22 protein-coding genes are annotated in these 18,555 nt (G+C 46.8%); 21 read left to right on the top strand and 1 reads right to left on the bottom strand.

From position 1 onward, the window contains the following. Window positions 1–76: 76 nt before the first annotated feature. The 21 genes from F566_RS0111950 to F566_RS0111855 all read left to right on the top strand — a co-directional run bounded on the left by F566_RS0111950 (window position 77) and on the right by F566_RS0111855 (window position 17,887). On the top strand, window positions 77–580 hold the full coding sequence (locus tag F566_RS0111950) for a cupredoxin domain-containing protein (RefSeq protein WP_020407223.1): 504 nt from the start codon (window positions 77–79) through the stop codon (window positions 578–580). Between the two features lie 75 nt (window positions 581–655). Then, entirely contained in the window at window positions 656–961 is a 306-nt protein-coding gene (locus tag F566_RS37320; RefSeq protein ID WP_211210655.1) for a DUF3775 domain-containing protein, read from the top strand. Then, window positions 927–1,073 (top strand): DUF3775 domain-containing protein, encoded by a 147-nt coding sequence (locus tag F566_RS38325; RefSeq protein ID WP_211210657.1) that lies wholly within the window; start codon window positions 927–929, stop codon window positions 1,071–1,073. The genes F566_RS37320 and F566_RS38325 overlap by 35 nt, the downstream gene beginning before the upstream one ends. Before the next feature lie 686 nt (window positions 1,074–1,759). Then, window positions 1,760–2,545, top strand: a complete 786-nt coding sequence (locus F566_RS0111940; protein ID WP_245555234.1) for a rhodanese-like domain-containing protein — start codon at window positions 1,760–1,762, stop codon at window positions 2,543–2,545. A 133-nt stretch (window positions 2,546–2,678) separates the two neighbouring features. Next, window positions 2,679–3,995, top strand: coding sequence for a molybdopterin-dependent oxidoreductase (locus F566_RS0111935; RefSeq protein ID WP_020407221.1), 1,317 nt, complete (start codon window positions 2,679–2,681; stop codon window positions 3,993–3,995). Between the two features lie 228 nt (window positions 3,996–4,223). Further along, window positions 4,224–4,583 carry a hypothetical protein gene (locus F566_RS32665; RefSeq protein ID WP_245555233.1) on the top strand — a complete coding sequence of 120 codons (360 nt, stop codon included), beginning with the start codon at window positions 4,224–4,226 and terminating at the stop codon, window positions 4,581–4,583. Window positions 4,584–4,665: 82 nt separating this feature from the next. Next, the gene (locus F566_RS0111925; protein ID WP_020407219.1) at window positions 4,666–5,337 is read left to right on the top strand and encodes a response regulator transcription factor; all 672 of its coding nucleotides are present in this window, start codon (window positions 4,666–4,668) and stop codon (window positions 5,335–5,337) included. Window positions 5,338–5,420: 83 nt separating this feature from the next. Further along, the gene (locus F566_RS0111920; RefSeq protein ID WP_020407218.1) at window positions 5,421–6,746 is read left to right on the top strand and encodes a sensor histidine kinase; all 1,326 of its coding nucleotides are present in this window, start codon (window positions 5,421–5,423) and stop codon (window positions 6,744–6,746) included. Between the two features lie 250 nt (window positions 6,747–6,996). After that, a complete protein-coding gene (locus tag F566_RS0111915) occupies window positions 6,997–8,226 on the top strand; it encodes an efflux RND transporter periplasmic adaptor subunit (RefSeq protein WP_020407217.1) in 1,230 nt (409 codons plus the stop codon). After that, window positions 8,223–11,390, top strand: coding sequence for an efflux RND transporter permease subunit (locus F566_RS0111910; protein WP_020407216.1), 3,168 nt, complete (start codon window positions 8,223–8,225; stop codon window positions 11,388–11,390). The genes F566_RS0111915 and F566_RS0111910 overlap by 4 nt, the downstream gene beginning before the upstream one ends. Before the next feature lie 178 nt (window positions 11,391–11,568). Continuing rightward, complete coding sequence (locus F566_RS0111905; protein WP_020407215.1) at window positions 11,569–11,946, top strand: hypothetical protein; 378 nt, start codon at window positions 11,569–11,571, stop codon at window positions 11,944–11,946. Window positions 11,947–12,092: 146 nt separating this feature from the next. Beyond that, window positions 12,093–12,554: a GFA family protein gene (locus tag F566_RS0111900; RefSeq protein ID WP_245555231.1), complete on the top strand. Its 462-nt coding sequence runs from the start codon at window positions 12,093–12,095 to the stop codon at window positions 12,552–12,554. Between the two features lie 246 nt (window positions 12,555–12,800). Then, window positions 12,801–13,262 (top strand): hypothetical protein, encoded by a 462-nt coding sequence (locus F566_RS0111895; RefSeq protein WP_020407213.1) that lies wholly within the window; start codon window positions 12,801–12,803, stop codon window positions 13,260–13,262. 168 nt (window positions 13,263–13,430) lie between these two features. After that, window positions 13,431–13,871 carry a hypothetical protein gene (locus F566_RS0111890; protein ID WP_020407212.1) on the top strand — a complete coding sequence of 147 codons (441 nt, stop codon included), beginning with the start codon at window positions 13,431–13,433 and terminating at the stop codon, window positions 13,869–13,871. 76 nt (window positions 13,872–13,947) lie between these two features. Then, window positions 13,948–14,367 carry a DUF4288 domain-containing protein gene (locus F566_RS0111885; protein WP_083921069.1) on the top strand — a complete coding sequence of 140 codons (420 nt, stop codon included), beginning with the start codon at window positions 13,948–13,950 and terminating at the stop codon, window positions 14,365–14,367. A gap of 413 nt (window positions 14,368–14,780) precedes the next feature. After that, a complete protein-coding gene (locus tag F566_RS32660) occupies window positions 14,781–15,149 on the top strand; it encodes a DUF6559 family protein (RefSeq protein ID WP_020407210.1) in 369 nt (122 codons plus the stop codon). A gap of 306 nt (window positions 15,150–15,455) precedes the next feature. Then, the gene (locus tag F566_RS0111875; protein WP_020407209.1) at window positions 15,456–15,737 is read left to right on the top strand and encodes a hypothetical protein; all 282 of its coding nucleotides are present in this window, start codon (window positions 15,456–15,458) and stop codon (window positions 15,735–15,737) included. Between the two features lie 129 nt (window positions 15,738–15,866). After that, window positions 15,867–16,151, top strand: coding sequence for a hypothetical protein (locus tag F566_RS0111870; protein ID WP_020407208.1), 285 nt, complete (start codon window positions 15,867–15,869; stop codon window positions 16,149–16,151). 81 nt (window positions 16,152–16,232) lie between these two features. Next, window positions 16,233–16,622, top strand: a complete 390-nt coding sequence (locus tag F566_RS0111865; protein WP_157496754.1) for a hypothetical protein — start codon at window positions 16,233–16,235, stop codon at window positions 16,620–16,622. Between the two features lie 438 nt (window positions 16,623–17,060). Beyond that, on the top strand, window positions 17,061–17,582 hold the full coding sequence (locus tag F566_RS0111860) for a DMP19 family protein (protein WP_020407206.1): 522 nt from the start codon (window positions 17,061–17,063) through the stop codon (window positions 17,580–17,582). A 107-nt stretch (window positions 17,583–17,689) separates the two neighbouring features. Continuing rightward, entirely contained in the window at window positions 17,690–17,887 is a 198-nt protein-coding gene (locus tag F566_RS0111855; protein WP_020407205.1) for a hypothetical protein, read from the top strand. A gap of 414 nt (window positions 17,888–18,301) precedes the next feature. On the opposite strand, the gene F566_RS0111845 is transcribed toward F566_RS0111855, so the two are convergent. Next, window positions 18,302–18,555 (bottom strand): IS66 family transposase (locus F566_RS0111845; protein WP_020405614.1); only part of this gene is annotated, 254 nt, incomplete at its 5' end.

Here is an 18,555-nt window from a genome sequence, read left to right as displayed (position 1 = left end):
CAGAAAATACTTTAACTCTGAGATTGGAAAGCAAGTAAATACGGTAGGTTAAGATTAATAGTTAAAGAGAAAAGTTATGAATATGAAACACTTGATAATTGCCGCCCTGGCTCCTTGGTTAATGATATCGAACGTCCAGGCCGCAGGAAGTCACCAAGGCGGCCATCAAGGTGAAAGGCATGGGATCATTCGCATGTCAACCCTGGCTGGACAGCCCGGACACCCGGATGATGTGGACAGAACCATTATGGTTTCCGCTGAAGACGCCATGATTTTCTATGTGAACGAGCAACTCAAGGTGGAGGATGGGGAAACCATCAGGTTTGTCGTGACCAACGACGGCAGTATCGAGCATGAATTCGCCATTGGAACCAAGGAAGAGCATGCCGAGCACGGTGCCATGATGATGAAAAATCCCGGCATGGATCATGGCCCGGCCGGTAACGCGATGGCGATGCAGCCTGGAGAAACCAAAGAGTTGATCTGGACATTCGAAAAAGCCTGGCAGGTGCAGGTTGCGTGTAACATTCCCGGTCACTATGAAGCAGGTATGCATAAACAGGTCGTCTTCAGCGAATAATTTGATTTCCGTCTAAAACCGGTCAGCCTGAAATTGTCAAAATTATGCGCGAAAACAATGTGTGTTGGCGATAAAATGTACAGGTCAACTCAAGTGCAGGAGTCTGTCATGCTGGAAGTCAATCCCGAGACGGTTCGCAGGCTGATTCAACTGGCCCAGGAATTCCACGCTAAGGAGGGAGTGGCGTTTCCGGATGAAACATCTGATTCTTCGGATGACTGGGCCTTACAGGTGCTTGCCGACCATAGTGGTGATCAGAGCGTTCACGAATTTCGCTCTATCGTCAATGATCTGGACCCGGATCAACAGCAAGAAGTATTGGCCTTGATGTGGCTCGGTCGAAACGATTTTCGATCTGGAAGAGTGGCAGATAGCGCGTAAGGAGGCTGAAGAAAACTGGTCTGGCAACACCGCCGAATATCTGCTGTCTCATCCAATGCTGGCAGATCACTTATCCGGAGGTCTCTATATGCTCGGATACGTTGGAGAGTAGAGGGGGATTTTCGAAAGGCTATATCATCTTTTGTGATTGCGCAGGTTTGGATGAACGTTAGTTGGCATTTGTGTTCAAAAGGGAAAAAGTCTCAAGTTTGTAAAGAAACGTTTCCAGATTCACACTAATGTTAAGACATGTTATTTAATCAAATCGAGAGATTTTAGTTGAACTGCAACACCTGATTGCTTTATAAATAATTATTATAGAATTCAATCGTTAGAAGACGACATTAAAAGAATACAGGAATAAGTGTTGTGCTATCTGCCGCGAAGGTAAGGCACGGCCTTAAAAGAGGAAAAAGATGGATTTCACCATGGATCGAACACTCTTCAGCTCATTCCTTTCACGGACCATTAAGTCCGCTCCCCGTAAATTCGATTTATCACCATGAGACCAGAAATCCCCCTAGATTCATCATTAACCCATCGGGCTCGTTCCGTTTGGGATATTTGCTTGCCTGAAGGCCAGTTATAGAAACGGAAAAGCAGACATTCTGCAGAAGGGAGGTAAGTCAAAGGTGTTTAACTAGTGATACAATCATTCGGTATAAGAAAGACACACTTTAACCAAATCGACATAAACAGCTTTATTACAAAGGATGTCATAAGATGTGTACCCGAACACCACTCCGTGTGGTTCGCCAATCGAATCACAATGTATCTCTGCACCCAGCGAGAGGATGGGTGAATCAACTGACTATGTTTTTAGCGGTATTGGTGCTGGCGCAGTCAGCACAGGCCGAAGAATTTCCTGGCCGACGCCAGTATCCCGCAGTGGAGTATATTGAGCTACACGATTTCTATTACAAACTAAGAAGAGACGAAATCGTGGCTGTTGATGTCCGAACTGACTACGAATACAAAACTCTACACATCAAAGGTGCCGTTAATATTTCCCTGACCTCCGATAACTTTATTGAGGATATGAAAATTCTTCAGGGAATTCACAAAGGCAAAAAGATTGCTTTGTACTGCAACGGAAAAACCTGCCTGAAATCATACAAAGCCGCGACAAAATGCCGCAAATACAATCTTGAGGACATTATTGTCTACGATGCCGGTGTATTCGATTTCGCCAAGTCTTACCCCAATGATACCAATCTGTTTGGTGAGCTTCTCGGGGATCACCAGCGTTTGATCAGCAAGGACAAGTTACTTGCCCATTCCATTTCGATTCCGGAATTCGAAGACAAGATTCTCAAGACCAACGGCATCGTGCTGGATGTGAGAGACAAACAGCAGAGAGATGGCATTTCCATTTTCTATATGCGTGAAAGACGCGCATCACTGGATCGACCCGATCTGCTCGATCGTTACATAAAACAGGCTAAAGACAAAGGCGTACCTTTGCTCATCTACGATCAGGCGGGCAAACAGGTGAGGTGGCTGCAATACTATCTAGAAAAAAAGCAGGTCCCCTCCTACTACTTCATGGCCGGTGGCATCGACGAATACTTTGATACTCTCTAAGTAAACGCAGCAGGCTCCGGCAATGGTAGTCCCGAAGCCGGAGCTTGCTGCCGGTTTCGGTGCCTCTGGTCATTAAGACTAACCCTTGGGAAAAAGGGAAATAGAAGAAAAGTAAAAATAGAGAGGAACTACCATGACGGAATCTAAGAAAGAAAGAGGGCTTTATGAACTATATTCAGAGGATCCGGAACGTGCGGACTATCTGGTGTTTGGGAGGAGGGCTAATCCCAACCGCCGCGGCTTTTTAAAGGGGGCTGGATTGGGGGCAATGGGTGCGATGCTCGGCATGGCAATGCCGTTTCATCGAAACTTCCCATCAGGCCTTATTCCGGCTGCCATGGCCGAAGAGACCGAGCTAAGTCTGTTTGACGGCAAAGACGGTCTGACTCTGCTGAATGATCGTCCTATCAATGCTGAAACCCCGCCCCATCTGTTGGATGATGCGGTCACCCCGACCAACCGCCACTTTGTCCGCAATAACGGAATTGTCCCGAAAATCGCCTATACCCAGGACGCTTCAGACTGGAGTCTGACCATCGACGGTGAAGTAAACAAGAAGTTGGTGCTGACCCTGGATGATCTGAAAAACAAGTTTAAGTCAGTCACCCTGAAACTGCAGGTGGAATGTGGCGGGAACGGGCGTGCGGCATTTAACCCGCCGGCCAAGGGCAATCAATGGACTGTCGGGGCCATTGGTAACTCTGAGTGGACCGGGGTGCGCTATAAAGACCTGTTGGAAGCCGCAGGGGTCAAACCCTCTGCCGTTTATACTGCTCACTACAGCATGGACGGTCATCTATCCGGCGATCCCTCCAAGTTGCCGATCTCACGGGGCGTGCCCATTTCAAAAGCCATGGACCCGCATTCCATCATTGCCTATGCGATGAATGGTGAACCCCTGCCTGCGTTGCATGGTTTCCCGGTACGGACAATCTGTCCGGGCTGGCCGGGCTCCACGTCGCAGAAATGGCTGCAACGGATTCAGTTGCGTGATGTGGTTCATGACGGTCCGAAAATGACGGGTACCTCCTATCGGGTGCCAAAATTCCCGGTCGCACCAGGCACGGATGTGGATAAAAAGGACTTCAAGATTATTGAATCCATGCCGGTGAAATCACTGATCACCACACCGCAGACCAATCAGACTATCAGCTCAAGAACTCTGAAGGTCCATGGCCATGCCTGGGCCGGTGACAATGTGGTGAAACGAGTGGATATATCCTACGATTTCGGTGTGACCTGGGTGCAGGCGGATCTGAAAGCACCGCCTAATCCATATTCCTGGCAGGAATGGTACGCGGAAGTTAACTTCCCGTCCGCCGGCTACTATGAAATCTGGGCCAGAGCGACAGATGACAAAGGCAATATGCAGCCGTTTGCCATCAACTGGAATCCGAAAGGATACCTGAATAACAGTATGCATCGGATCGCGGTAATGGTTGCGGTCTGATTCAGGGGTTGTTATCTGTAAATCAGGACGGGCCGAATCAGGCCCGTCTTTTGTCTGTCAGGTAATTTCCTGTAGGTTAATCGCCAGCGGGTCAGTTAATGCCGGTTAATAAATCTGCACATTAATGACCAGCAGGGGGGGATAAACCACGTACAGGCACTGATATAACCCGCTTGTCAGGCGGCATTAGGCAGAGGTAGTTTTATGATCAGGAAAATGTCCCTTCAAATGGCAAATGTAAAGAAAACCTCAACAGCGTATAACACCGCTGGCCAGTTTTTTGCACTGGGAAAATATACTGCGCTGGTGGCATCCATTCTTTTTTCGATTTCAGCTCATGGCAGTGACAGCCCATTTGGGGAAGACTGGCCTTCTGGCCCGGGTTCAATGGAGACTGGCGGACTTTGTGGAGCCTGCCACTCCTTGGCGTTGGTAAAACAACAGGGGCTGAGCCGCAAAAGCTGGGATGAGACACTGACCTGGATGGTGGAAGAGCAAGGCATGCCTGATCTGGACCCGGATATGCGGAATCTGATTCTTGATTACCTGTCTGAACACTTCAATCCGGAAAGCCGTCACCGCGACTAACTAGTGAGGACTGATATCTTAAGGTCAACTTAATTAGTCTTGGTGTAGACTAGGGCGTGTTTGTCAGTCTTTTGTGTGAATCATGCAGGTTTTAATTGTTGAGGATAATGCCGAACTGGCTGCGTCCATTGCTGAATTTCTGGAACTCCAGGGCGTTTGCTGTGACTTTGCCTACAATGGCAGCACAGGGCTAAAACTCGCATCAGAGCATGATTATGACATTATTCTACTGGACTTGATGCTGCCCAAACTGAACGGTATTGAAGTCTGTCATGAATTGCGCCAGAAGGGCTGTGACAAACCGGTGTTGATGCTGACAGCCATCGATACTGAAACCGATCAATTAGCCGGGTTTCGGGCTGGCGTTGATGACTACGTCGCCAAACCCTGCCCAATGCCCCTGCTGTGGGCACGACTCGAAGCCTTGTACCGCCGAAGCAAAGGACATTCCTCGGTACTGCGGGTAGGGGCATTGGAGTTAAATCGTGACAGTCGGCGTGTCGTCCGTGAAGGCCGGGAAATCTGTCTGACCCCTACCGAGTGGAAAATACTCGAATGCCTGATGATGAATCGTGGCAAAGTGGTTTCCAGGATTGATATCGAGGACTACGTCTGGCCAGATCAGGAAGCTGACCCCGGACGCCTTAACGTGCATCTTCATGGGCTGCGAAAGGCTCTGGATAAACCATTTGATTATCCGCTGGTGCACACCAGGACAGGCGTTGGGGTCATGATTGATGATGCTTCCAGATAACCCATATCCCATACTGATTTCTTCGATACACCTAGCATTTTCTGATCCAGAGCAGAGATACTCTGAGCCAAAAAGGAGCCTCTGTGTCTGAATCTGCCGTTAAGTCAGTCAAGAAGGCAAAAAGTCTTGCCCAGCAATTGCGGTGGCAGTTAACCGTGATCGGGCTGGCGCTGTTTTTTGCTTTCATGTTGCTGATGGTGTTCTATCACCTGCGATCCGTACTCAATGCGGGTGATAATCTGATGCAACTGGAAGCACGCTCACTGATCCTTCGCCTGTCCAGAGACAGCGAGGCTCCACTGCCGCGCTCGGGAACCCTGAGTGCCTATCGGAACTGGAAGAATGTTCCTGAAGTATACAGATCACAGTTCACCCTTTCAGATATCGAAACCGGCAAGGTTTACGAGCGATATATCAGTAATGAAAGGGAGTTCGATAAAACACGAGGGGGCAGCGAAGAACAGGAAGAAGGCCGTTACATCTATCTGCTGCATCATCAGGACCCTGCCGTTGGCGAACTATTTCTGGTCAGTGTCTATGAAAGTCAATTGCTGGAGATGTACGGGATTAGTCTCTTCAAAAGCGCGGTGATCCAGTCACTGGCGGTGTCCATTCTGATCATGTTGCTGCTGTTTGGGCTGATCTTCTGGCTATTAAAGAAAACCAGTCAACCCATGCGGTTACTGACTGAATGGGCCGGGCAATTGCGAAGGGAAGAACGCGCGGGGAATATTGAGTTTCCTATTCAGGAGTTAAATGTTCTGGCTTCCCAATTGAAAGAAGGCGTGGATAAGATGGCTGAAGTCAATATGCGGGAGCAGCAGTTTCTCAAGCATGCCAGTCACGAAATGAGAACGCCGCTGGCCATTATGCAGGCCTGTCTGGATACCCTGAGCTACCAGATTAAAGGGCCTGAGCGTAAAACCATTGAGCGAGCGCTCAAAGCAAGTGACAGTTTGAATATTCTGACCACCACTCTGTTGTGGCTGGCCCGGGACTCCAGTAAGCCGGTTGCCCGGTCCAGGATCAATGTGAATGATCTGTGTGAACGGTTAATAGAAGAGCACCAGATCCTGCTGAGTGGAAGAAATATTGATATTCACTTTCAGGCCCACGCTCCAACCCTGGAGATCGAGTCGGATCTGCTGGGGATCGTGATGGCCAACCTGGTACGTAATGCCTGTCAGTACAGCTCAGATGGCGAGATTTCGATTGAAGTATTTAAAGATCACCTGGAAATTGTGAATCCGACCGATGCAGAAAGCTCAGTAGGCAGGTCGGTAGGCGGAGGAGGGTTTGGCCTCGGTTTACAGTTGGTTGAGCGGATATGTGACAAACTGGGTTGGAAGTTTCTTTATCAGGCGGAACAAGTGCCGGAACGGGTCAGGGTCGTTGTTTCCTGGAATTGATCTGTCTCTTTTTTCGTTTACGTCACGTTGTTATTCATGCCTCTTTGTTAATCATAGCCTTCAGTTAACCATGACTCTCAGTTAAACATGAACGCTGTTCTACATGCTCGAGAAGTGGTCCTTGATAAGGATCTGTGGTTGATTTAATCGTTCTCTTTAGTCAGTTTTCCCTCTGAGTCTTTTACCTTAAGCCATCCTTAATGCCGCCTTTCGTATGATCGCTCTATTGGTATGTTTGAGTGGCAAAATAATGATCAAAGTGTTTCGTAAAAGCCTGGTGAAGGCTAGCCTGATTGGCTCTGTTATTCTGTTTCTGGGTGTCCTGGTGTATTTGGATGACATGGAAAGTCAGGCACTTATATTGCCGAATAAGGCCGCCCCGGCACTTCCCAGTGTTTCTTACATTCCCGTCAGTCCGGGCATTTATCAAGGCTCGATCCGCGTTATGGGTGAGGTGAGTCCCAGGTGGCGAGTCACCATCAAGTCCCAGGTCAGCGGTGAGATTGTCGATATTCACTCCGCGTCTGAACCAGGGGGAGAGGTGGCTAAAGGGCAGTGGTTGATGGCCGTGGAATCAAGTCGTTATGAAGCAGCCGTCACGGCCGCTGAGCTGGCGTTGGCGAGTGCGCGGGTTGCTCTGCGTCAGGCCGAAGTTCGAACCGAACTGGCTGTCAGTGATTGGAATAATTCGGGAATGACCGGTCAGCCCGGCGAACTGGCACTGTATAAGCCGCAACTGGCACTGGCCAGAAAAGAAGTGGCCAATGCAGAGAAGCAGCTGGAAGCGGCAAAAGTGGCATTGGATTACACCCGAATTCGAGCACCTTTCGACGGTATTGTTGTCGACAGAATTGCCGGACTGGGACAGACGGTTACAGAAGGTGAAGCACTATTGACGTTGCTGGATCATCGGCATCTGGAGATGGTGGTGTCCCTGAGCAGGGAGCAGTGGGGGCGGCTGGCACCCAAGTGGGAGAAAGCCATTGTTCCATTGCACGATATTTCCGGAGAGCTTAGGGGACAGGCTAGAATCAGCCGGGGCGGAGCGTATCTCGATCAGGATACCCGACAATACCGGCTCCACCTTGACGTCGTAAGCTCTGTTTCGGATAAAAATATCCTGCCGGGTGACTTTGTCAGCGCAACATTACCCGGAAGCGTTTATGAAGACGCCATGCTGATACCAGAAGGGGCGCTCACCCGGGATGGTCTGGTCTGGTATATCGACAAAGACAACCTGTTACGCTCATTTCGAGTCACCAATCCGGTACCAGTAGATGGCCATGTGATTGTCGGATTACCTGAGTCTGGAACTGATCTCGGGCATGTTCCTGAAGCAGCATCATCATGGCGGATCGCTGCGTTTCCACTTGCGTCATTTATGCCGGGCCTACCCGTGAAGCCGGTGGCTGAAAGCAACACCTCCGATACGATTGATATGGGCGTGGCGAATTTGGCAGAGACAGGTGACGAATCATGAATGGCCTAACCAGTTGGTTTATTCGTAATCCGGTTGCAGCTAATCTGATCATGGTGCTGATCCTGGCTGGGGGCTGGTTTACGGCTTCGTCCATACGCATTGAGGGCTTTCCCAAGCTGCCGGCTGACGAGCTGCAGATTGATACCGTGTTCACCGACGCTTATGCCACCCAGGTGGATGAGCAGATTACCCAAAGAATTGAGCGCGCCATTCAGGGGGTTCCAGGCATCAATAAGGTTCGCTCATTTTCCAGTGAAGGGCTGTCGAGTGTCATTGTGCAGAAACAGCCGGGATATGATCTGGATCGATTGTCGGATGATCTCCGTGCCCGAATTGATGGTATATACGGTCTTCCGATCAAGGCGGAAAAACCGGTTATCAGCCGGAATGACTTTGATTTGCCCGCTCAGATCGTTCAGGTCTGTGGCGATACAGATCCCCGCACTTTACAGCGCATCGGTAAGCGGGTGCGCGAAGCCCTGTTATCAAAACCAGAGATTTCCAAGATCAATACCTGGGGGCAGCGGGAGGCTGAAATTTGGATTGAGGTAAATCCGGAAAAGCTTGAAGAGTACCAACTGACACTGGATATGGTGTCCGAACGTATTCGACAGGCTTCTCTTACCTACAAAGCGGGTGAGCTGAAAACCCGCGGTGGGACTATCCAGTTACGTGCCGATAATCAGGCTTACCATTACCAGGATTTTGCAGATATCCCGATCAAGGTAAAAGCCAATGGCAGCCAGGTACTTCTGAGCGATCTGGCCCAGGTGACAGATGGTTACGCCGGGGAGGACTCTTTTGTTAGGTTCAACGGTCAACCGGCAATCGGACTTGAGGTGTTGATTGGCCGAAAGGAGAACCTCCTGGTCATTGCAGAGGTCATCAGTACCACCGTTGAGGAGCTCAAACCTGTATTACCTCCCGAGGTAAAAGTGGTGACCTGGGCGGATAGCAGTCGTTATATTTCAGATCGTCTGCAATTGCTCCAGGATAATGCAATTCAGGGGTTGATACTGGTGTTCATCCTCTTGGCGGTATTCCTGAATCTGAAATTGGCATTCTGGGTGGCCATGGGAATTCCTATCTCTGTGGCGGGGGCTTTGGCGGTCATGGGGAGCGATTGGGTCGGGTATTCGCTAAACGACATTACCACTTTTGGCCTTATCATTGCCCTGGGAATACTGGTTGATGATGCTGTTGTGGTTGGTGAAAGCGTATTTTCTGAGCGACGGCGAATATCTGATCCGGTGGCCGGAACGGAATCCGGCGTGAAGAAAGTCGCCATGGCAACCATTTTTGGTGTCATGACCACGGTCGCGGCTTTTTACCCCATGCTGTTAATCGATAACGCTCTGGGTAAGGTGCTGGCGAGCTTTTCCGGGGTGGTCATTATGGCACTGCTTTTTTCGCTGTTTGAAAGCAAGTTCATCCTGCCCGCGCACCTTGCGTCGATAAGAATGGAGACCGCAAAAAATCGTGGCGAAGGATCTGAGTCTCAAACTCATTGGGTAGGGGCTTTAATTCGTCCGGTCAACCGGGGGTGGGACAGTGTGCAACGGGGAGCGCAGTATTTACTGCAGGGATTCAATAACCGAATCTATGCACCAGTGTTAAAATTTGCCCTCAAAACACGCTATGCGGTGCTGATCCTGTTTTTTTCCATGGCGACATTAGGCCTGGGATGGATTGAGGCCGGGAAAATCCGTACGGTCTTCTTCCCGGATATCCCAGGCCAAGTGATCAATATCAAGATGGAGATGGATCAGCGTGCTCCCCATCGCCTGACTGTGAAGAATGCCGATCGAATAGAGGCGGCAGGACGACTGGTCAGCGACAGGTTCGCCAATGAGTACCAGCTTGAGGTCCCACCACTGAATCATCTGCTGCTGGTAGTGAATGACGCTTCCAGTGTGGAAATTTATGCAGAGCTGACGGTTCCAGAGCGTCGGTCCGATGTGTCCACCCTTGACCTGATGAAGGAATGGCAGAAAGAAGTGGGTAGGCTGGAAGGCACAACTGAGCTGACATTCAGCGCGACAGAAGAAACCGGCGGTGGTTTTGCCTTACAGCTATACAGTAAAGATCGTGAGGCCTTGGTGGCGGCCAGTGGCGAGATGATCCGCTACCTTGCAACCATAGAAGGTGTCAGCAATCTTCGGGATAACCTGAAACAAGGCAAGCCTGAACTGTATTTGAAGCTGAAACCAGAGGCGGAGCATCTCGGTTTTAATCAGGAGTTGCTGGCCAGCCAGATCGGCGCCCGGTACGGCGGGTTAGAAAACCAGCGGTTGCAAAGACAGGGAGAGGAGGTGAAGGTTATCCTCAAGGATAGTGCTGAATATCGAGACAGCCTGGAGGACGTGCTGTCAGCCAGAGTCGTCAATGAGCAGGGAGTCTGGTTTCCTGTTGCCGCGGTTGCTACTGTAGAGTCTTCATACTCTACGGAGTATATCGCCAGACGTGACGGGCAACAGGTCAACACCATTCGGGCCTCGGTTGACAAGTCGACCATTTCACCGACTGAGATACAGATGATGTTGACGTCGTTTGTCGAAGAGCTCAAACAGCGCTACCCGCAGGTGAGTATCAAGGCGGCAGGTGAGTTGGAGGAAATCGGAGTCATCAAAGGCGGGCTGATCAAGGCGCTGATCCTCACCTGTATTCTGATCTATGCTTTATTGGCGATTCCATTAAAGTCCTACGGACAGCCGTTCATCATCATGTCGGTCATTCCATTCGGCTTTATCGGTGCGGCACTGGGCCACCTGATCATGGACGTGCCACTCAGTATCCTGTCTTTCTTCGGTATGTTGGCATTGGCAGGTGTTGTGGTAAATGACTCCCTGGTGATGCTGACCCGATACAACCAGGCTCGGGAAGAGGGAGAGGATGTTCATGAATCCCTGAATCAGGCAGGAATGGGGCGCTTCCAAGCCATCTTCCTGACCACCACCACAACTGTGGCGGGCCTGACGCCACTGATGATGGAGACCTCGGAGCAGGCCCAATACCTGATACCTGCGGCAATATCGCTGGCCTATGGAGAAATCTTTGCGACTGCTATTACGCTGATTCTGATTCCTGTGTTGATTGCTATCAGCCATGATGTGAAATCATGGTTTGGAATTAGCAGGAGAGAGGTCAAAGCAGATGTTGTCTAATAATTGAAGTCTGCGGCTAGGTGTGCACCTTCTGGTCCGGACGTAGCGCCGGACCTGGAACGGATGATTGCCTGGGGTGAATACACATAGGGCAAAATTGGGAAAACTAACCATTAGGGAGAGTCTGTGGGGAGAACTGATTTGCTAAGGTTTGTCTACAGAATCGTTAGGTATATCAATGGGTGAGCTAACATATAACATTTTCGATGTGTTGGATAAAATCAGAAAACGTCCTGGCATGTATACTGGCGAAGTATCACTGGCAAGCTTGAATACATTCTTGTGTGGCTATCAAATGGCAATGGATGGTGTTGGAGCGGTAGATATAGCTTCACCTGGTTTTGGCGGTTTTTTTGAATGGGCCGCCCGGAAACATGGTTGCCGACCTTCCTCCTTTGGCTGGGGAAACTTAGTGTTAGCTATCTCAGTGGGGGATAATCCTCATGAAGTGAAGTGGGAAGGTTATGCCGAGAGTATATCTTTTGAACAGCACAAAGAATCAGTTGAATTATTCTATAAACTGCTTGATGAGTATCGAAGCAATCAAGATGTCTAACCAGACGTTGCAGAATATTCAGGCAAGGCGCGTTTGAATTCATGAACTAGGTGTTAACTGTGAAATACCTGCTCCATTAAGTGATATGCCTGGAATTATTAGCTTTGGAATGTATAAAGCTCTAACGATATTGAATTTGGAAAAAGATGATGGTGAACGGAAAATCGCAGAAGGTTAAAGGTCACTGCCGTTGCGGGCAGGTAGAATTTGAAGTTAGTGCAACCCCCCTGATCACAATGGCCTGTCACTGCACCGGGTGTCAGCAGATGACATCAAGCGCGTTTAGCCTGAGTTCGCTATTTCCGAGTACAGCCTTCTCGATCATTTCAGGAGCCCCTGTGATTGGTGGGCTGCATGGGCGGACGCGCCACTATTTCTGTGCGCATTGTATGAGTTGGTTATTCACGCGCCCCGAAGGCATGGATGATTTTGTCAATGTACGCTCAATGATGCTAGAGGATTCTCAAACCTACAAGCCATTTATAGAGACTTACACGGATGAAAAGCTGGCCTGGGCGACTACTGGTGCAGAGCATAGTTTTTGCAAATTTCCACCGCAGGAGACGTTTCCGGAATTACTCCAGAAATATGCACAGAAACAAGAATAAAATTAACACTGGTGAATAGGCGAATAAGGTGACTAGGACATCCAAAAACGGAACTTGATGGATGTCCCAAATTCCGTCTGTTTGACCGTTAAAATGACAAGAACTCGTACGGTTTTTGGTAAATGAGTTCTTCAACTTTCCTGGACTTTTATACTGTAGTCAGAGGGGGAAGGTCATGAGAGGGTATTTTCGAAGTCTTGAAATTGATATACGTGCAGGTGCAATGCACAAAGGTTAGGCAGAAAAATGTTTTCGTTCTTTAAAGAGAAAAGCTTTAAGCCAAAGTTTCCAGTTATCGAACTGGATGCTTCACCTGAAGATGTCTTAAAAGCTCTTTCGGCGTTTTCCTCTGTAGAAAAGATCGAAGCTTCGGATGAAAAAAAAGTGGATTTTACCTACGTATCTGAAAACAAAGAAACACGTATTCATGTTGGCTTTACTGGTGAGAAAATTTCCTACGTAAACTATTTGACAGATCAGTTTAATCGGAACGAGAAACAGAAAGCAGAGAAGCTCGATTGGTTTATTAATCACTACGGTAGACCTGAGGAGTTTGAGGAGCCTTATTACACTGGTTATATGATTTTTTTTCGCAACTATAAAAGGAATTTTTCAATTGTTTTCGGCCTTCACATGGCGCCAATTAGGATTAATAATCATGCGGATAGCCATTCGGCTTCAGCCCAACTAATTGAAGGCCGCGGTTAGGCGTGTGTGGACAGTTGGCAACTGTGTACGCACGGCTTTTCGTTAAAGAAAGTTTTTATTTCTGGGGCTTTGTTCAGTGGAATTGGTGGGAGGAGGGTATCTTCGAAGTCTTCACATTGGGAAGTGCGCGCCTCTGAGATATGAAATTGTTAGATTAAGTGGCTTTCTATGAAATATTTTACATTGGATTGGTGGAATGGAATTCAGGAGCTAGAGGGACAAGACCCATTAGACACCTATGATGCTTATGTAAAGGAATATGCCGGTCAGATCCCTGAGGCATATATGAAGCTATATAATGAGATATACATTCATGATGGTGAGCTAAGGGAAGTAGATTTAGATATTAAGAATAGATTGTTGCATTTGTTGATTTATGCAGGCGACGATAAAGGTAGTCTACGTGAAGTCATTATAAAGTATTTAGGTGTTACCTCTTATAAAAGTATATCAGACGCTAAAAAAGGTCTCCCAGGGACGTTTGGATACGGAGACTTGGGTTATCACGAAATTGAAGTAATGGAATCTGAATTTGAGCATCGAATGTTATTTTCTAGCGGCATTGAGCTCCAGGTTCAATTTGAAAGTATGCAGCTTAAGTACACTTAGTGTGTGGTAAACACTAAAAAGAATTTTAAAGGGGGCTTGTTTACGCCCTTTACCTACGTGACGGCAATTAGTGAGTATGTGGAAAACATTTGCAGTAAAAACTATCTATCGTACCCGAACAAAGGGAGAGCCCTATTCGAGGAGTGGGGGGGATTCAGACGAATTTGATATGGTTGAGGAGAGGGTTGTTACCTTTAAGGCAAGATCATTCGATGAAGCAATTGAGCGAGCAGAAAAGGAAGCCGAAGAATACGTTTCTGACGTTTATATCAATCCATTTGGGCAAGAGGTAAGCTGGTATTTCACAGGAGAAAGTGTTGCCTATGAGCCATGTGATTCAGTGCCAGTAAATATAGAAGTTTTTTCAAACACCTATCTGGTTTTAAAAGTATTAAAAGATGAAGAACTTGCTGACAACATACTGGGTAAGTGCTTCGAAAACGAAAGTGATCTAAGGATTAATTTTCTTAATTCTGAATTGGCAGGGTTTAGGTGAAATACTGACAATGCTGGGCTGTATCGCCCCAAAATGTTGGGGCGGACCTTGTTCCGCTCGCCAGCTAGGAATTAGGACATCCAAAACATATTGGCGGATCATAGCTCCAAAGTCTTGAGGCCGTTTAACAATCCAGTATCAGGGCTCAAGGATAACTCACGCCGGAGAGTTGCATATCTCGCACTCTGACCACCGTTACTATACTGTCTGCAGTGGCCAGGCGTTTCGGTAGAGTAATGACGATTGTTGCTATCAGAGCACTCGAATAGTGGCGTCAAAGGGATATGGTATCAAGGTTGGTTGAATTGTTTGTGAATGATTTGGCACTTGTGCTGTCATGTGAAAACATAACCATATAGTACGTAAGTCAATTTTCGAGAACCCAGATACAGCCGATAAAAGGAATGTTCCTAGTGAATTTTTTTAGCGTGTTACTCAGAAAACGAGCGATCAAAAAGCATGTGACATCGCTTGGCCCTGTGCTGAGGGAAAGGTACGGTAAGAAGAGGGTCTATACGTCGAAGGAAGTTACCGATACAGCAAATTTGTTAAAGCTAAATGACAAATATCTTTTTTACGCCATTGCGCTGTATTGTACTAAAGACGAGTATGAAAAGAGCACTACTAATCGTCCTCAATCGATGGTCGTGGACTACGCAACGGCCAGAGCAGTAAGCTTCAATATAGCAATCGTAACAGCTGCAAGTGGTGGTGCAATAGATGGCGGACTGTCTTCAGGTAACGATTTTGGGGACGGATTTAGCGGTGGTGACGGAACTTGAAGCGTATTTTATCTACCTAATTCCAGGGCTAACTAGTGAAATAAGTCGGTTTATCTCAGAATTGAAAGAAGTGAGGCTTGAATCTTCTATCAAGTTTCCTGATGAATTTGATGGAGTGGTAAATGGGTCCCTCAAAAACGGAACTTAATGGATGTTCCAAATTCCGTCTTTTCATTTTGTCCAAATGAACCATACGACGATGATTGGTATCAGCATTGGTATGCCAAGAAAAATAGTTAACATGTCGCAGATGCAGGTAAACTGTAAAGCTGGGCGTTAGAAGTAAGAACTTGCGATGGAAGAGAAATGGCATTTGTTTATCGGGTTGATGTAGAGATCACCCATATGGAAGGTACTCAGTTACCCTCAGATTGCGGGGGAGCATTTGTAAGCGTCTACCTTCGCGAGAGGGATATCAAGTCAGCGATTGAAAGTACCGAAAGGCATCTGATTTCGAATCTGTACAAGCCGGTTGATGTAAGTGCAGCGTACAAGATTGAAGAAGATGAATTTTCAGAGCTACAGCCTGAAGAGGGATACCCTGAGGAAAAGGACCTTAATAATCTTCTGAGCGATGGCGGTTATTGATATGGTCCATTTCATCTTTATCCAATTGATTTAGAGGAACTAAATTAGTTGGGGCTGCAAACAATATATGGCGATGAGTCTAATGTGTGTTTCTAACTCGAAGCGCTATGTTTCTTGATCGGGGTAGTTATGGATAAAAAGGATGCAAAAATAAAAATTCTTGCACAGGCTGTTTATGAATTGCGCCTATTGCTAAGTGATCATCTCGGCAGTACTGATAAAAATATGTTGTGCGAGGCCATCTCTGCACATTTGGCGAACGCATTGCACAATGAGGCATTAGCAATAATTGAGAATCGTCCAGACGATTTCGATATAGATAAAGCTATTGAAAGTATAAAAAAGGTCGATGAGAGGTATGGTGAAAAATTTGGGGATCGATTTGAGAAGCTAGTTAATGCCGATAACACCTAACAAGCGTAGGTTGTTGGAACGCCTTTTGGATTGTAATACGGCATTTAAATTGTTGCCATGTATAAAACTACGGAGAAGAAATTGAAAAAGTTGGTGGTTATAATAATTATTGCTGGCGCAGCATACTATTACTATGACGCAAAGGGAAGCAATGAATACACACTTCAAGACTCGGCTTCAAATCCAATTCCAAAAGAGCGCTTCTATGATTTGTGGACTGAAGTTGCTATTAATTCCTGTAAACACGCTGAAGACAGTTATAATACTACTGAGAAACGTTGTAAAGACGATATATATGTAAAATCAAATAGTTGCAGCAGAAAGTTTTATAGCGAATTACCTGACTTTATCGACAACAAGGAAGCATCCAAGCAATATGGCCGTAAGTATCTCGATTGCATAATGCCCTACTATTACTGCAATGGAGTTGAAGTAAGATCCGAGCAAGAAGCTAGAGAGCATTGTGGTTAGCTATATTAAAATTTCAAACACGCGAATCGAATCTTCGCGGAGCTTCACTTTAACGAGTATTGCTGGTGTTATTTGAATATAAAGAAACACCTGGATACAAGATTGAAGACGAGATGAGGCTATGAAAATCAGAAAACCCCTAGATTAATCGACGAAGTCGTTATCAAACGGTTTAATTTAAAATGGGGATTAAGTTGGTAAATAGGACATCCAAAAACTGAACATTGATGAATGTCCCAACTTCCGATAATTGTAGCTTATAAAAGCCCAGAAATATCTGAGGCAAGTAAGCGAGGAGATATACTCTGAACTTGAATATGAGTGATAACTGACAGTGAATAAGAATAGGTTACAGGTGAAAGCAAACTTTTCGCTAATGCAAAAAATGACTCCTGTTTGGCGGGCGTTAGGATTTACAACGAGTGGACGAGTGGACGAGTGAAATTTGCTGATTTTTCCCATTATGATGAGCCTGCTTCGGAAGTGTTCAATGTATGCCTTGAAATTGTCTTCGCTGGTAGCGATGGCAATACCGTATACCTGGAAAGACTAGGACCAGACGCTAGACTGGTCTACCTTTTGTGGTGTTTTGACGGTGAAGTTCATAATGGAGGGTTTGATCAACTATTTTTTAACTCATTAGGAGATCATTGTTTAGAAATCCTTGAAAGTCTAAAGAAGATTGGGGCTGACAAGTCTGCCATATTGCTTGAAAAGGCCATGCGTTGGTTTCCAGAATCAAGACCCTCTGCTAACCGGGAAAAAAGATGGAAGCAACTTGAACCTTTTGAAAACGATGAAAATTACCAATCCGATTTAGACCAGCTGGATGCGGAGTTTTATAAATATGAAGATAATCTGGGCGAGCTTTTACAGCAATTTGTAAGAGCTAATAGAAACTCACTACTATATTCAAATCATCATCAGTATCAGCGATATGGAAAGAATATTAATTGGTAAGGTTAAGCTTTCGCGAGTGTTGAAAGGCCAAGAGATATTAAAGTTAGGACGGGTGCTACCCCGTTAATACCGGCACTCAAAGTCTGATTTTAAATGTATAGAGGAACATGAAAAGTAAGCGAGACAAGAAACTAGAAGGCGATATTGGAGCGTTCATAAAGCAATATCGGCGCAAAGCCCAAGCAGGCTGGGATCCTAACGACCGTAGCTATGACAGAAAGCTCGAAGAGAGAATAAAGCACATGAGCCCGGAAGAGTTGAGTGACCTCCTGTACGGCAGCGAGGAAGACGATAAGCAGGAATAATTCGCTCCGGGTAAAGAAAAATTGATCGTTATCAAGAAAAGCTGAAATAGTAAGCATACTATGAAGATGAGCACGTCTGTACCAATATATAGAATAGAAGGGTATATAGAATAGAATGGCGCTCAACTTGAAATTGATTTTTAAATGTATAGTGGCTGTCTCTATTGTACTGATTTCTCAGTTTGCATCAGCGCATTTGGTATTAAAATCAATTCACCACGCCAATATTGGTTCTTCACAGACTCCCATCACCCAAGATGTCAGAAGTGACGTATTCTGGGGTATCGACTGTCTGCAAAACAAATCGATAATTGTTTTTTCACAAGTCGATTGCCTGCAAGCCAAAAAAGAAGCGCGCCATTTCTCAGACTGCCAACAAGACCATTGCACAAATGGAGGGTAAGCGTCCGGCTATCACAGGTTGACCGGACCGCTCCAGTTGTGAGGCAGTAATTCAGCAATGGCACTGTTCTTCTGCGTCGGCAGACGCGCCAGCACATCTTTCAGATAAGCATAGGGATCATGTCCGTTCAGTTTGGCCGATTGGATCAGACTCATTACTGCCGCTGCCCGCTGACCACTGCGCAGCGATCCGGCAAACAACCAGTTGGAACGACCCAGCGCCCAAGGCCGGATCTGGTTTTCCACCCAATTATTGTCGATGGGCA

Source organism: Hahella ganghwensis DSM 17046, from assembly GCF_000376785.1.
GTDB classification, from domain to species: Bacteria; Pseudomonadota; Gammaproteobacteria; order Pseudomonadales; family Oleiphilaceae; genus Hahella; species Hahella ganghwensis.
Note: the sequence above shows the minus strand (reverse complement) of the source record. Positions and strands in the feature narration are given on the sequence as shown.